We start from the raw sequence: 14,532 nt of genomic DNA on the forward strand, positions 1-14,532 counted from the left end.
CAGAACGCTCGATCCGCATGCTCGCTCCTTTCCCCGGTGCTTCAGCGAGGGCGTCCAGACGACCCCTCACTCCTCGTTCCCTTCGTCCCCGTTGGCGTTCTCGTCTTTGTCCGTGATCGGAAGGAGGACCTCGTCCTCCTTTCCCTCGGTGGAAGCCACGATGCTCTTGTCCATCTCTCCCACCAATCTCTCCACGGCGATGACCTTCTCCCCTTCCTCCAGGCGCTTCGCCCTCACGCCCTGGGTCAAGCGTCCGGTCACCCGGAACTCGCTAACCGAGGTGCGCATGACGTCACCGGAGTCCGAAGCTATGAGGATGCCATCCTCATCGGACACCTCCAGCACCGACACCACTTTGCCGGTCTTGGGGCTGATGCGCATGGCCTTGATGCCCCTGCCGCCCCGGTGGGTCTTGCGATAGACGTCTCGCACCTCCTCGTCCTCTGGCTCGACGCCCTCCGGCTCCGCCTCCTTTTCGTCCGTCACCGTCTCCTCTTCCGCGGGAGCTTCCCACTTGCCCACTACCGAGACCTTTCCGTAGCCTCTTTCCGTTATGGTAAGAAGCTTGGAGTCCTTGGTGACCAGGGTCATGCTGACGACCTCGTCCCCCTCGAACAGGCGGATGCCGATGACGCCCGTCGCCGGCCTACCCATCGAACGCACGTCGTTCTCGTCGAAGCGGATGGCCCTGCCGTTACGAGTGCCAAGGATCACTTCCTTGGAGCCGTCCGAGATCCTGGTGTCGATGAGCTCGTCGCCTTCCCTCAGGCCCAGAGCGATGATGCCGTTGATGCGCACGTTCTTGTATGCGACCAAGGCGGTCTTCTTGATGATGCCCTTGCGCGTGGCGAAGACCAGGTAGTGCGTGGAATCGAACTCCTTCACCGGCAGCTTGTTGATGACCTTCTCCCCCTCCTCCAGGCGGGGAAGGAGGTTGACGATCGGCTTGCCTTTGGAATGCCTCCCGCCCACGGGTATCCTCCAGGTCTTGAGCAGGAACATCTTGCCCTGGCTGGTGAAGAACATGATGTTGTCGTGGGTGCTGGAGACGAAAAGATCGGTCACATGGTCCTCCTCCTTGGTCTCCATGCCTATGAGCCCCATGCCCCCGCGCCTCTGCTGCTTGTAGGTGTCCAGGGGCAAGCGTTTGATGTACCCGTCCTGGGTGACCATGATGACCATGTCCTCCACGGGGATCAGGTCCTCGATGTCCAGGTCCACGGCGTTCTGCACGATCTCCGTCTTGCGCTCGTCGCCGTAATCGCTCTTGAGCTGCAGCAGTTCGCCCTTGATGATGGAGAGGATGCGCTCTTCGCTAGCCAGTATCGCTTCCAGCTCGGAGATGAGCTTCTCGATGTCCGCGAACTCCTGTCGCAATGATTCGAGCTCCAGCCCGGTGAGCTTCTGCAGCCTCATGTCCAGGATGGCCTTGGCCTGCTCCTCGTCCAGCTCGAAGCGGGCCATGAGCCCGATCTTCGCCTCCTCGGGGCTCTGGGCAGCGCGGATGATCTGGATCGTCTCGTCCAGAGCGTCCACCGCCTTCATCAGCCCGATGAGGATGTGCTCCCGCCTGCGGGCCTCGCTCAGCTCGAACTGAGTGCGGCGGGTGACGATCTCCTTGCGGTAGGAGAGGTAGTGCTGCAGCGTCTCCTTGAGTGTGAGCACCTTCGGCTCGTTGTTCACCAGGGCCAGGTTGATGACTCCGAACGTCACCTCCATCTGAGTGTGCTGGAAGAGCTGATTGAGAACGATCTCGTCCATCACGTCCCGGCGCAGTTCGAGCACGATGCGCATGCCGTCGCGGTCGCTCTCGTCCCTCAGGTCCGTGATACCGTCGATCTTCTTGTCCTTGACCAGCTCGGCGATGTTCTCGATGAGGTTGGCCTTGTTGACCTGGAAGGGGATCTCGGTGACGATGATGCGCTTCTTGCCCTCGACCTCCTCGATGCTAGAGCGGGAGCGAACCTTCAGGCGGCCCCTGCCCGTGGAATAGGCCTCGATGATGCCAGAGATGCCGTAGATGATGCCGCCGGTGGGGAAGTCTGGACCTTTGATATAGTTCATCAGGTCCATGGTCTCCAGTTCGGGCTTGTCGATGAGCGCCGTCAGGGCGTCCACCACCTCGTTCAGGTTGTGCGGAGGGATGTTGGTGGCCATGCCCACGGCTATGCCCGAGGAGCCGTTCACAAGCAGGTTCGGGAGTTTGGACGGAAGCACGACGGGCTCTTTCAGGCTGCCATCAAAGTTGTTCGCCCAGTCGACCGTCTCCTTGTCTAGGTCGGCCAGCACCTCGCCAGCGATCTTCTCCAGTCTGCACTCGGTGTAACGCATGGCCGCTGGTTCGTCTCCATCAACCGAGCCGAAGTTGCCCTGGCCGTCGACAAGGGGGTAGCGCAGTGAGAATTCCTGGGCCATGCGGACGAGCGAATCGTAGACAGCTAAGTCGCCGTGCGGATGATATTTCCCCATGCAATCTCCCACCACTCTGGCGGACTTCATGTGCTTCTTGCCAGCGGTTAGGCCCATGTCGTGCATCGCGTACAGGATGCGCCTATGCACCGGCTTCAGACCATCTCGGACGTCGGGCAGAGCGCGGGAGACGATCACGCTCATGGCGTAGTCGATGTAGCATTTCTCCATCTCCCGCTCGATGGGCCGGTCGACGACCTTGTGCCATTGCTTCTCCTTTTCCTTGCCGTTCTGCTGTGAATCGCCTTCCATGTTCCCACCTCACACGTCCAGGTTCTCCACTTCCTTCGCATGGGTGATGATGAACTCCCTCCTCGGGCCCACGTCATCACCCATCAGTATCGCGAACAGCTCGTCCGCTCGCACCGCGTCCTCGATCGAGACCTGCTTCATGATACGCCTGGCAGGGTCCATGGTCGTCTCCCAGAGCTGCTTGGGGTTCATCTCGCCCAGACCCTTGTAGCGATTCACCGATGCCCCTTTTCCCAGCTCGGCGATCGCCTCGTCTCGCTCCTTCTCGGTGTAGACGTAGATCTCCCTGCTCCCCTTCGCCACGCGGTAGAGCGGTGGTTGCGCTATGTACACGTATCCGCTGTCGATCAGAGGCTTCATATGGCGGAAGAAAAGCGTGAGGAGCAGGGTGCGGATGTGTGCCCCGTCGACGTCGGCATCGGTCATCAGCACGACACGGTGATAGCGCGCGTTCGCGATGTTGAAATCCTCATCGATGCCGGTGCCCATCGCCGTGATAAGATTCCTGATCTCCTGGTTCTTCAGTATCTTGTCCATGCGCGCTCTTTCCACATTGAGGATCTTGCCTCGTAGGGGAAGGATCGCCTGGAACTCCCGATTGCGACCCATTTTGGCGCTATTGTGCACGAACACGCCAGCAGCCAACGCGAAGTTGTGACTGCCAGGCACTTCGATATCATACACGTCCGCTTTTTCTTTGAGCGGCTCAACGGAAACCACTGCGTGGTTGTGTCTGATGGCGGCTTCGGTGGCGCGCCTCATGTCGTTGTCGAAGTATCTCTCACAGAACGTGTCGAATCTGAGTACCGATTTGTCCCTTTTTGCGAGGCGGTGTGAGGAGAAGAGCTCGACGTCGATCTCGCCGTCATCCTTAACGCACTCCTTCAGCGCAAGAATCGTCTTCCGGTAGTACGTGCGGGCCAACGCAAGCTTTCTCTTGGCGCGAAATTCGGGGGTCCATTGCTCATGGGTCTTATGCGCCCTCCACACTCTGAGTTGCCGATCTTTCCATTGGTCGTTCGCAGCGGCGGCCAGCAATCGGCTGGCCTCCACGTTTGACCGATAGTAGGCCTTTTTTGCGGCGGACTGCGAGTCGCGGTTCTCTTTCCTGGACCAATACTCCCTGGCGGCCCGGCTCAGCCTCTCCATATTAACACGCCTGTATTCCTCGTTCGATTCGTAGTAAGAACGCCACCTTGCCATCATGTGCGCCTTGTACTCTGGGTCCGCCCATTGCCTTTTGGAGTTCTCTGAGACGCGCTTTCTCGTGTCTTCCCTCAGCATCCGCAGGCTTAGTGCCCTCCGATAGTCTTCCCTTTGGTGCGCCTGCCTAGCCTTCTCAATCGACTGGGGGCTGTGAAGCGTCCTTGACAGCATGCTCCTGTGGAGCCTAAGGTGATCCTCCCTAGGCATTCTGACGAGGTTGGCTGGGCTATTGTTCCTCTTGTTGAAATCAATGTGATGGCAATGATTACCGTCGCTCCGCGCATAGGCTCCGAGCCAGCGGTTGTACCAGTCGGACAGAACGTGGGTGAAGAGCCACGAGTTCGAGCGTGGATCCCATGTCATTTCATAACCTTCGATGGTTATTCCAGGGTCCTTCACCCTTGAGTCCTTCCGATACAAGGGCATGAGCGAATCCCCCTTCATGAGCCTCTCGGCGATCATGTAGCTCCCATCCCTCAGCATGAAAGGGTGATCTGGAGTGCAGACGACGCCCTCTCCATTGTCCAGACTGATACGAACGACGTCGGCCTGTCTTCGAGTGATTCTCGCATTAATCGCCAGTTCTACTCCTATCTTCCCATCCCTACGAATCGTGTAGCAGAAGTGTTCCCTTCCTTGCTCCTGCTCCGCCACTAGCTGCTCGAGAGAGAGAGTCCTCCCATCCACGAGCGCGATCTCGGTGTCTCCTGAGAGACACCCGCCTGCTGAGTTCCCCTCGACCAGGTAGAGTTCGCTCTTCGCCGGGTCCTTCTCCGAGCAGTCTGCCAGCTTGCCAGGAAGCGAGGTCGATTCCAGATATCCTTTTCGGCGGGTCAACTCGCGCGCCTTCCGCGCCGCTTCCCGCGCCTGAGAGGCCAAGATGCAGCGCTTGATGCAAGCCTCTGCCACCTTTGGATTCTCCTCTAGGAACTCGAAGAGCTTCTCGTTCAGCGTGCTCTCCACTATTCCCTTGACCTCGGAGTTGCCCAGCCGGGTCTTGGTCTGCCCTTCGAACTGCGGTTCGGGCACCTTGATGCTGAGTATGGCCGTCAGACCTTCCCTCACGTCATCTCCGCTCAACGCCTCCTCGCTCGGCTTGAGGAAGCCGTTCTTGCGAGCGTAGTCGTTCATGGTGCGGGTGAGTGCGGAGCGCAGCCCGATCAGATGCGTGCCGCCTTCGATGGTGTTGATGTTGTTGACAAAGGTGAAGATGGACTCGTTGTAAGCGTCGGTGTACTGCATGGAGAGCTCGATGACCATGCCCTCCCTCTCGGCATAGATGTAGATTGGTCTCTCGTGCAGGGGGATCTTGCTTTTATTGAGCGTGGTGACGAACTCGTTGATCCCGCCTTCATAGTGGAAATGTTCCTCGCGGCCGGTGCGCATGTCCTTGAAATTGATGACCAAGTTGCGGTTGAGGAAGGCCAGGTCGCGAAGTCGGTAGGCGAGCGTGTCATCGTCAAAATTGATGTCCGGGAAGATCTCCCGGTCAGGCATGAATGTGAGGGTCGTGCCGGTCTCTTCGGTCGGACCGACCTCGGTCAGCATGGAGCAGACCACCCCGCGCTCGCAGCGCATCATCCACTCCTTGCCTTCTCGTCTAACGTGCACCTCGAGCCGTTCCGAGAGCGAGTTCACCACGCTCAGGCCGACGCCGTGAAGGCCGCCGGAGACCTTGTAGGACTTGCGGTCGAACTTGCCTCCGGCATGGAGATGCGTCATGACCACCTCCACCGCCGGCTTGCCGTACTTCTCGATGATGCCCGTGGGTATGCCTCGACCGTCGTCGGCCACGGTCACGCTGCCATCGACGTTGACCGTGACGTCGATGCGGTCGCAGAAACCGCCCATGGCCTCGTCGATGCTGTTATCCACGACCTCGTAGACCAGATGGTGCAGGCCCCGGGCATCGGTCGAGCCGATATACATGCTAGGGCGCTTGCGCACGGCCTGCAGACCCTCTAGGACCTGGATCCTATCCGCCGTGTAGCTGTTGTCCTCCATGATCCTCACCATGTTCTTGAGTCGAAAGCGATGCGCCTTTTTCGATCCCCAACGCCTGCTGAGAGAAAGCCCTGAACCCATCCCTCTGACGCTACGACCTAAAGGCTAGCTAATATATATAAAATTCGCTTACCATCTGGCTATATAAGTAGACTAGACCTCCCGGGAAGGGGTCCGGAACTGGCGTTTTTCTAGCCCTCGGGAACGCCTTCCTCCTCGCTCCCGCGAGAGGGCTCCGAGTCAAAGTTGAAATAGGGCGAATCGGTAGGGTTAGTGATGTCGCTCATGGCCGAGGCGCGCAAGGGCCTTACCCCAGAGATCGAGGCAGTCGCCGCCATGGAGGGCGTGGAGGCGGAAAGGCTACGGCGCTCCGTGGCCGGCGGTCGGGTGGTCATACCTCGCAACCCGCTCCATTCGCCGAAGAAATGCGGTATAGGGGAGGGATTACGGGTCAAGGTCAACGTCAACATCGGCACCTCGCGCGACCACGTGGACGTGGAGGAGGAGCTGGAGAAGGCCAGAATAGCTCTGCGTTACGGCGCGGACGCGCTCATGGACCTTTCCACGGGCGGGGACATCGACGACATTCGCCACCGCATTCTCAGGGAGGTGAACGTTCCCGTGGGCACCGTGCCCATCTACCAGACGGGACTGCGCATGGCCCGGCAGAGCGCGGTGGTGGACATGGACGAGGACGACATCTTCAACGGCATCGAACGACACGCGAAGGATGGCGTGGACTTCATGACCGTGCACTGCGGCATCACCAAGGAAACGGTCTCCTGGCTCAAGCGCTCGTCCCGCATCACCGACGTGGTCTCCCGCGGCGGGGCGTTCCTGGTGGCTTGGATCCTGCACAACGAGAAGGAGAACCCGTTGTACGAGCAGTTCGACTACTTGCTGGAACTGGCCGCGAAGTACGAGTTCACCCTGAGCTTGGGCGACGGCCTGAGGCCCGGATGCATCCATGACGCCACTGACGCACCCCAGCTGCAGGAGCTCTTCACCCTCGGATCGCTGGTGAAGCGCGCCCGGGAGAAAGATGTGCAGTCGATGGTGGAGGGACCCGGCCACGTGCCAATGGATCAGATCGAGGCCAATGTGCGAGTAGAGAAGTCGGTCTGCGACGGAGCGCCTTTCTATGTGCTCGGGCCTCTGGTCACGGATATCGCCCCAGGCTACGACCATATCACCGCGGCCATCGGAGGGGCGATAGCCGCCTACCATGGCGCGGACTTCCTTTGCTATGTCACTCCATCCGAGCATCTCTCCCTGCCCACGCCCGAGGATGTGAAGGAGGGGCTGATCGCCTCCAAGATCGCCGCCCATGCCGCTGATCTGGCCAGAGGACGTGGAAGGGAGCGGGACGATGCCATGGCAGTGGCGCGGAAGAACCTGGACTGGGAAGGGATGTTCGCCCAGGCCATCGATGAGGAGAAGGCCCGCCGCTACCGGGGCAGGGGGCACAATCAGGACACCGAAGGCTGCTCCATGTGCGGGGACGTGTGCGCCATCAAGATCGTCAAGGAATACCTGAAGAAGGACCGGACCTAGGAAGCGAAGGAAGAAGTGGAGCCACTGGAGGGGATCGAACCCCCGGCCTACGGTTTACGAAACCGTCGCTCTCTAGCGACCCTCGACCCCTCGGCCGAGAGTTGCCGCTGAGCTACAGTGGCAGGCAGGATGCCAACAAAACGTGCTCCCATTTAAAACTTTCTTGGTGCGCTCTCGAACGCGCATCGGCTTTGGGGCTCGAGGCCATCTGGGCACAAGCCATATATCGGACCTGGGCGATTTTGTCCTGATAGGCGTGCTGTTGGAGCTTGGAGTGCCAGAAGGGCAGGTCGTCGACAAGCATCGGGGTGGAGAGGGCGTGCTCAAGCGGGCGCTCGAGGACGTGCGTAAGTACGCCTTCTCCGGCTACCTAAAGCTCGATTTCTCTCTCAACGGCGATGTGGCCGAGGGCCTCATCACCTTCAATTCTGGAGAGCCTAGCATCGCCATCTATGCCTACCGCAAGGCTGGACCAGGGCGAGGGGAGAGAGCGTATCAGGGCGGCCGGGCGGCCGAGTTCATGTGGGAGGATTCCCTCTTCGTGGAGTCCTCGGTATCGTTGCACTCCCGCGTATCGCTTTCCGAGGTGGAGCGCCGGTTCCCTGATGCCCGTGTGGGGCGGGTGGAGCTCATGCCACCTCCGTCCCTGACGAACCCTCGCCTCAAGGGCGAGACCCACCGCCTGGCAGGGAAGGAGGACCCGACCGCCCAGCGCATACTGGAGTGGGTGAAAGAGGGCTACAGCGTAGGCAACCTGATCCGACTGTACACCAGCGACCCTCCGGCGGCGACGCGGGCCTTGCCCTATTTCGAGGCGAACATCCAGCGGCTCCAAGGCCTGGAGGAAGTGCTGCGGTTCCTGGACACTGAAGGCTACGAACGGGAAGCGGAATCGCTCATGCGCCGCATGCGCGATCCCGAGAGGGTCTTGGACGTGGAGAGCGAACTCGAGGCATTGAGGAGGAGCATCGAGGGCTTCGAGGAGAAGGAAGCAGAGGAGGAGATCAAGCAGGACCAGGAGCGCAAGAAGGTTGATGAGAAGATTGACTCCGTCTACGACCTCATCCTGCAGTACCACCGTCAGCTCACCTCAGGCGAAGCGCAGACCGCGAAGTGCGCGCGCTGCGGTGCCGCCCTGGACGGAGAGGGGAGATGCCCCACCTGCCCATCGGATGTCCCTCATTCCATTTTCGGGCGGGGCCTGAACTCTCGTTTCACTTTCGAATCCTTCGTCTCCGGTCCGGGGAACAAGTTCGCTGAGGCTGCGGCCAAGGCGGTGGCGGAGAGCCCGGGACGTTCCTACAACCCCCTGTTCATCTACAGCAAGAGCGGCTTGGGCAAGACGCACCTCATCCAGGCGATCGGCAACCATATCGCTGCACCTGGCTCCAAGAAGGTCATCTTCGCCCCCACGGAGACGTTCGAGAGCGACCTCATCGAGGCGGTGACCCGGAACAAGCTGGACGAGATGCGCCGCGCCTACCGCGGGACGGACGCGCTGCTCCTGGACGACGTGCAGTTCCTGGCCGGGAAGGAGCGCATCCAAGAGGAGCTGTTCCAGACGTTCAACGATATCCTGGAGCGGGGGGGACAGGTGGTCCTGGCCTGCGATCGTCCGCCCAAGGAGATTCCCTCGTTGGGGGAGCGCTTGATCACACGCTTCGAGTGCGGGCTGATAGCGGACATACAACCGCCTGACCTAGAAACCCGCCTGGCCATTCTAGAACGCCGATGCTCATCAGAGAGGCTCACCGTGCCGAAGGAGGTCCTGGCCTTCATCGCCGAGGTGTGCAAGGACAACGTGCGCCAGCTGGAGGGAGGGATGAACCGGGTGGTAGCCTTCTCCTCGCTCATGAATTCCCCCATCACCATCGAGCTTGCCCAGGATATCCTCAAGCAGGAAGAGCGCACCTCCAAGCGACCAACCCCGGTCCGGGTGGAGATGATCGCTGGCAAGAGCTACCTCCTGGAGGAGGAGAAGCCCGAGCTCGCCTACCGACTGATGGCGGGGAAGGTGAGGGAAGGATATCAAGGACTGGCCATCGTCCGAGGACATCCCAAGGCACTGAAGCAGAGACTGGGTGAGGCGGAGGCGACGGTGCTCTGGCTCACGGACAAGGAGAGCAAAGGAGAGAAGACAGTACCTCCGTCCCTAGAAAGGATCATGGTCACCATCGAGGAGTTCATCAAGGAGAGGAAGCGCTCCATCGTCCTATTGGACGATGTACAGTACCTCATCAGCAACACGACGTTCGAGGGCGTGATCCGTTTCGTGCGCACCCTGGTGGATGAGGTCGCGGAGCGGGAGGCAATCTTCATCCTTTCCCTGGATCCCGAAGGCCTGAAGCCGCAGGAGAGGTCCATACTGGAACGGGAAATGGAGGTCGTGCGCTCCTAGAGAACCGATAAAAGAAGATCAGACGTACTTGGCCTCGGACTTGAACTCGATGAGACGCTCTAGCGCCTCCTCCCACCTCTCCATCTTAGCGGCCATGCCCGCCTCCTTGAGCACCTTGATGAGCATGGATACGTCCTTTCCCTCCGCCTTGGCGTCGAGCAGTTGCGATCGGGCCTTCTTCAGCTCGCCGTTCAATATGTCCGGCAGGGTCTTGAGGATCTCCTCCCTTCCCTTTCTGGCCAGGATACCCATCATGCTCCAATCGCCGTGCTCACCAGCGTCCCTCGCCTCGGAGAGGAGCTTGCGGCCCTCGCGCACGTCCACGTAGAAGCGTTCGCAGCTCTGGATGAGCTTCTCCAACTGATCGGAGAGCTCGCTCGCCTCGATGTACTTGCCCGTGAGCCTCTCGGCGGCCTTCTTGCCTTCTTGGGACTCGCGCAGGGCGCCCTCCAGGTCCGCATCCTTTCTCCTTTCCTTGATGCGGCCGATGGCCTCGCTGATGCTGACCGGGTCCGACCCAAGGGACTTGGCCACGTCCACCAATTTCTCCAGATATTGGACCTCCCGGTCCAGACGGGAATCGATGGCTGCCCGGATGCTCTCCCGGCATTCCTTGACGTAGCGCACGGCGGAGACGATGTCCTTCTGCTTGCCGGACCGGACCGACTTGTCGATGAGGCGGCGTCCCTCCGAGGAGTCGATGCCATGCTCCTTGGCTAGGGTGAGGAGCGGTTTGACCTCCGCCACCATATCGGGGAACTGGCGACGAAGCGCCCCTTCGTCCACCACGTCCTTGGGCTCCGGCTTGATCTTTTCCGGCTCCGGCGGCTTCGGCCCCTCCGACGCCGGCTTCGCTCCGGCTTCCTCGAACTCCGAGCCGCAATGAGGGCATTTGGCGGAGTCGGCGGGTATCATCTTCCCGCACTTGGGACAGGCGACCTCCGTCACCTCTTCGATGACGAACCCCACCCCGCACTTGGGGCATTTGGAGACCTCGCCCTTGATATGGATGCCGCATTCTGGGCAATCGAACTCGAACGCCTCTTCGTTCGCGCCGCTTCCCGAGGATATCTCAGCCAAATGGACCACTCCAGTGTCGGGGGTGTCTATCGCCCAATGAGGTAAAATAACTGTCGTTGCGAACATCATCGACCGCCCTTTCCTCTTCTCTGAGCGGAGAGCTGAACGATCATCTCCCTCGCGCCGTTCTCCGGGGCGGGCGTCTCGCTGATGATGGTCAGCTCACCTTTCCAGCCCCCCAGTGCGCGCACGAGCAAAGAGAAATCCGGCTGCCTCTCGCCCAGGGTCAGGTGCCTTCGCTCTCCTGCCTCGGTGAACTCGATGCACGAGTAGTGGGAGTGCAGTCTTCTGTTGCACATCGAACCTGCCTCTTCGAGCACGGCCCGGAATCGCTCCACCGAATCTAGGCTACCTCCAGAGCGGGCGTGCAGATGGGCGAAGTCCACCACCGGCACCACCCCCTGCAGCTGGGAGGAGACGCCGGCGATCTCGGCCAGCGTGCCCCAGGACCCCCGCTTGCCCGTGGTCTCCAGGCCCAAGAGCACCTCCTCCATCCCCTCCTGCTCCATGGTCCGCCGGCATTCCCTCAATCCGGTCAGAACCGCCCTGGTCGCTTTGCTCGGTTCACCGCCAGAATAGGAGGCGGCGTGGATGACCACCACGTACGCTTTCATCAGATGCGCCAGGCGAACGCTCTTCAACACCCATTCCCTGCTCTTGCGCACGGTCTCCGGGTTGAGGGAATTGAAGTTGATGTAGTACGGTGCATGGACGCTCAGCAGTACGCCTAGCTCGTTCGCCCTATTCCCCAGGGCAATGGCCTTGTCCTCGGCCATGCGCGCCTGGCGCACGAACTGCACCTCCAGGGCGTTGAAGCCGAGCTTCGCGCAGCGCTCCACCGCATCCACCGGCCCCTTGCTGCCCTCAGGATAGCCGGCCGGTCCCACCCGGATCATATGGATAAAATCCCTAGGGGCGCTATTAATCTTCGCTCCAGATAGACCGGCGCAAGAGTTTAAATTGGACGAGGACATGTTTCGTGAAGGGTAGGCATGAAGCCGGAGATCGAGGCAGTGCGCATCGAGATGCCGCAGGACGCGAACGTCATCATCGGCCAGACGCATTTCATCAAGAGCGCGGAGGACCTCTACGAGGCGATGGTGAACTCCGTTCCGGGGATCAGATTCGGCATAGCCTTCAACGAAGCCTCCGGGCCACGGCTGATAAGAACAGAGGGCAATGATGAAGAGCTCGTGCAATGCGCCACCAAGAACGCCCGCGCCATCGGGGCGGGGCATCTGTTCGTGGTGGTCATCCGCAACGCCTATCCCGTGAACGTGCTCGACCGTATCAAGCACGTGCCGGAGGTGTGCACCGTCTTCTGCGCCACCGCTAATGACCTGGAGGTGCTGGTGGCCAGGACCGAGCTGGGTCGGGGAGTGATCGGCGTGGTGGACGGGCAATCGCCCCTGGGAGTGGAGAACGATGAGAACGCCAAAGAAAGAAAAGAGTTCCTTCGCAAGATCGGCTACAAGCGCTGAGGAACGCGAGCCTCTGGACGAGTACGAGCAATCGGCGAAGTACTACGACGTGTGGTATGAGGACTTCACCGAAGATGTAGGCTTCTACCAGGGCCTGGCCGAGCGCACTGGCGGCCCAGTATTGGAGTGCATGTGCGGGACCGGACGGATCATGATACCCCTGGCAGACGCGGGATTCGAGCTCACCGGTGTCGATCGCAGCTCGGCCATGCTGGACATCCTGACGGCCAAGCTCGATCTGATCGGAGGAAGGGTGGAGCGCAACATCGACATCATCCAAGGGGATGTACGCACGTTCAAGACCTCTCGGAGGTTCCGCCTGGCCGTCGTCCCGTTCAATTCCTTCTTGCACCTGCTGACGCGCAAGGAGCAAGAAGAGACGCTCAAGAACATCTGGGGGCATTTAGAGAAGGGAGGCTTGCTTTCCATCAGTGTCTTCAATCCTCGCCTGGATAGGCCCGAGGGCCTGATGAGGCACCGGGGCACCAAGATCACGTCCAAGGGGGAGGTCATCTCCAAGTTCGAGGCCCAGTCCTTCGACACCACCAATCAGACGACGACGGTACATTACTTCTACGACATCTCCCGCCAGGACAAGGAGTTCCGTCGCGTGACCACCAGCATGAGGTTGCGTTTGCTCTTCTATCAAGAGGCGGTGGAGATGCTGCAGAATGCCGGCTTCGACGTCATCGAGACCTACGGCGACTACGCCCTCTCGCCCTTCCGCAAGAACAGCGAGCTGATGGCTTTCGTGGCAAGGAAGCTCTAGATGGACCTGGGACCGATCGACCTGGACCTTACCCTGGACTGTGGACAGGCGTTCCGTTGGAGACGGGACGGGGACACGTGGGTGGGAGCAATTCGAGGGAACGTCGTCCGCCTGCAGCAGCGTAGATCGAAGGTCGACGTGGAAGCTGAGATCTCATCCAGAGAGCTGGCGGCGTACTTCCGCCTCGACGACGAACTCGAGGAGATGGAGAACGAACTGGCCCAAGATGCCTACGTGCGGAAGCTGATGGAGCGTTTTCCAGGACTACGACTGCTGCGGCAGGAGCCCTGGGAGTGCGCCGCTTCTTTCGTCCTGGCCACCAACGCCAACGTCCCTCGCATCAAGAAGATGATCGAGAGCGTTTGCCGGACGTACGGCACGGAGATCGAACCGGACCTTTTCTCCTTCCCCACGCCCGAACAGATCGTCCAAAGTGAGAGGGAGGCGCAATCATGCGGGCTTGGCTACCGCTGCCAGAGATTCGTGCAGTTCGCCGTTTCTGGCGTTCGCGGCGAGCTGAGGTTCGAGCGGTGGAAAAAGGTTCCATACGAGCAGTGCGTCGCAGAGCTGAAGCGCTTCCACGGCATCGGGGACAAGGTGGCCGATTGCATAGCCCTCTTCTGCTTGGACCACCTGGAGGCGTTCCCGGTGGACGTGCGCATCAAGCGGGTCATGAGCTCGAAGTATGCGGTCGAGGGCTCATACGAGAAGGTGAACGGTTGGGCCAGATCGCACTTCGGAAGATACGCTGGCTACGCCCAGGAATACCTGTTCTTAACAGAGGATGCCAGACGGTCGAGACGATAGAAGTGGATCAGGTGTCGATTTGGCAGCTGACGCATTGGGGCGCCCTGACACCAGTGTGGGTCTCGTAGACCTTGACCAGCATGCCGCTCTTCTTTACCATCTCGCAGATGCGACAGGTCTCGGTGACGATGTCCGAGCCGTTGATCATGCGCGCGGCGGAGGCCTCGACCTCCTTCTTGAAGTCCTCGTATTTCCCGCTGTTCTCGATCTCCTTGCTGGTACCCCTCTTGGCCTTGAGGTACTGAGAGATGGCCGCGTCCGTAACGCCAAAGCGTCTGGCCACCTCCGCCTGGCTCAGGTGGTGCTTGTCGACAAGCTCCCGGGCCAGCTCCCTCCTGATCGAGGGCAGGACATACCAAACGATCAGTTCGCACGGGATCTTCATGAAAGCGCAAATGGGGTTAACGATATTTAAGAGATTTGACGCGAAACTGAAACGCACGGGAGTGGCTGCGAGGATTCAAATATTCACAATCGTTTACAGAGGGCCTAAATCCTCTTCCTCGATATAG

Annotated in this window: 10 protein-coding genes and 1 tRNA gene; 5 read left to right on the top strand and 6 right to left on the bottom strand. The window is 60.2% G+C overall.

From position 1 onward, the window contains the following. Positions 1–66: 66 nt before the first annotated feature. Positions 67–2,721 (bottom strand): DNA gyrase subunit A, encoded by a 2,655-nt coding sequence (gene gyrA / locus NT137_08325; protein ID MCX6653336.1) that lies wholly within the window; start codon positions 2,719–2,721, stop codon positions 67–69. 9 nt (positions 2,722–2,730) lie between these two features. Further along, positions 2,731–5,931 (bottom strand): DNA topoisomerase (ATP-hydrolyzing) subunit B, encoded by a 3,201-nt coding sequence (gene gyrB, locus NT137_08330; protein MCX6653337.1) that lies wholly within the window; start codon positions 5,929–5,931, stop codon positions 2,731–2,733. A gap of 276 nt (positions 5,932–6,207) precedes the next feature. Between gyrB and thiC the strand changes: the two genes are divergently transcribed. Next, the gene (thiC, locus tag NT137_08335; GenBank protein MCX6653338.1) at positions 6,208–7,485 is read left to right on the top strand and encodes a phosphomethylpyrimidine synthase ThiC; all 1,278 of its coding nucleotides are present in this window, start codon (positions 6,208–6,210) and stop codon (positions 7,483–7,485) included. A 16-nt stretch (positions 7,486–7,501) separates the two neighbouring features. On the opposite strand, the gene NT137_08340 is transcribed toward thiC, so the two are convergent. Then, positions 7,502–7,607 (bottom strand) — tRNA-Thr (locus NT137_08340). 134 nt (positions 7,608–7,741) lie between these two features. Between NT137_08340 and NT137_08345 the strand changes: the two genes are divergently transcribed. Then, positions 7,742–9,883, top strand: a complete 2,142-nt coding sequence (locus tag NT137_08345) for a DnaA/Hda family protein (protein ID MCX6653339.1) — start codon at positions 7,742–7,744, stop codon at positions 9,881–9,883. Positions 9,884–9,901: 18 nt separating this feature from the next. On the opposite strand, the gene NT137_08350 is transcribed toward NT137_08345, so the two are convergent. Together NT137_08350 and NT137_08355 are read right to left on the bottom strand one after the other, a co-directional pair. Then, complete coding sequence (locus NT137_08350; GenBank protein MCX6653340.1) at positions 9,902–10,972, bottom strand: zinc ribbon domain-containing protein; 1,071 nt, start codon at positions 10,970–10,972, stop codon at positions 9,902–9,904. Between the two features lie 56 nt (positions 10,973–11,028). Beyond that, the gene (locus tag NT137_08355) at positions 11,029–11,859 is read right to left on the bottom strand and encodes a TIM barrel protein (GenBank protein ID MCX6653341.1); all 831 of its coding nucleotides are present in this window, start codon (positions 11,857–11,859) and stop codon (positions 11,029–11,031) included. A gap of 96 nt (positions 11,860–11,955) precedes the next feature. Here NT137_08355 and NT137_08360 point away from each other — a divergent pair, with 96 nt between their 5' ends. Genes NT137_08360 through NT137_08370 form a run of 3 tightly spaced genes read left to right on the top strand, consistent with a single transcriptional unit; the run spans position 11,956 to position 14,020 of the window. Further along, the gene (locus NT137_08360) at positions 11,956–12,444 is read left to right on the top strand and encodes an adenosine-specific kinase (protein MCX6653342.1); all 489 of its coding nucleotides are present in this window, start codon (positions 11,956–11,958) and stop codon (positions 12,442–12,444) included. Next, positions 12,389–13,213, top strand: coding sequence for a class I SAM-dependent methyltransferase (locus NT137_08365; protein ID MCX6653343.1), 825 nt, complete (start codon positions 12,389–12,391; stop codon positions 13,211–13,213). The genes NT137_08360 and NT137_08365 overlap by 56 nt, the downstream gene beginning before the upstream one ends. Further along, positions 13,214–14,020: a hypothetical protein gene (locus tag NT137_08370; GenBank protein ID MCX6653344.1), complete on the top strand. Its 807-nt coding sequence runs from the start codon at positions 13,214–13,216 to the stop codon at positions 14,018–14,020. Between the two features lie 7 nt (positions 14,021–14,027). On the opposite strand, the gene NT137_08375 is transcribed toward NT137_08370, so the two are convergent. Continuing rightward, on the bottom strand, positions 14,028–14,405 hold the full coding sequence (locus NT137_08375) for a helix-turn-helix domain-containing protein (GenBank protein MCX6653345.1): 378 nt from the start codon (positions 14,403–14,405) through the stop codon (positions 14,028–14,030). Between the last annotated feature and the right edge of the window lie 127 nt (positions 14,406–14,532).

It is taken from the genome of Methanomassiliicoccales archaeon (assembly GCA_026394375.1).
GTDB lineage: Archaea > Thermoplasmatota > Thermoplasmata > Methanomassiliicoccales > UBA472 > JAJRAL01.

Excerpts from the sequence above, each read along its gene's own strand:
- gyrA (MCX6653336.1), bottom strand. The coding sequence starts at position 2,721 with ATGGAAGGCGATTCACAGCAGAACGGCAAGGAAAAGGAGAAGCAATGG.
- gyrB (MCX6653337.1), bottom strand. The coding sequence starts at position 5,931 with ATGGAGGACAACAGCTACACGGCGGATAGGATCCAGGTCCTAGAGGGT.
- thiC (MCX6653338.1), top strand. The coding sequence starts at position 6,208 with ATGTCGCTCATGGCCGAGGCGCGCAAGGGCCTTACCCCAGAGATCGAG.
- NT137_08355 (MCX6653341.1), bottom strand. The coding sequence starts at position 11,859 with ATGATCCGGGTGGGACCGGCCGGCTATCCTGAGGGCAGCAAGGGGCCG.
- NT137_08360 (MCX6653342.1), top strand. The coding sequence starts at position 11,956 with ATGAAGCCGGAGATCGAGGCAGTGCGCATCGAGATGCCGCAGGACGCG.
- NT137_08365 (MCX6653343.1), top strand. The coding sequence starts at position 12,389 with ATGAGAACGCCAAAGAAAGAAAAGAGTTCCTTCGCAAGATCGGCTACA.
- NT137_08370 (MCX6653344.1), top strand. The coding sequence starts at position 13,214 with ATGGACCTGGGACCGATCGACCTGGACCTTACCCTGGACTGTGGACAG.
- NT137_08375 (MCX6653345.1), bottom strand. The coding sequence starts at position 14,405 with ATGAAGATCCCGTGCGAACTGATCGTTTGGTATGTCCTGCCCTCGATC.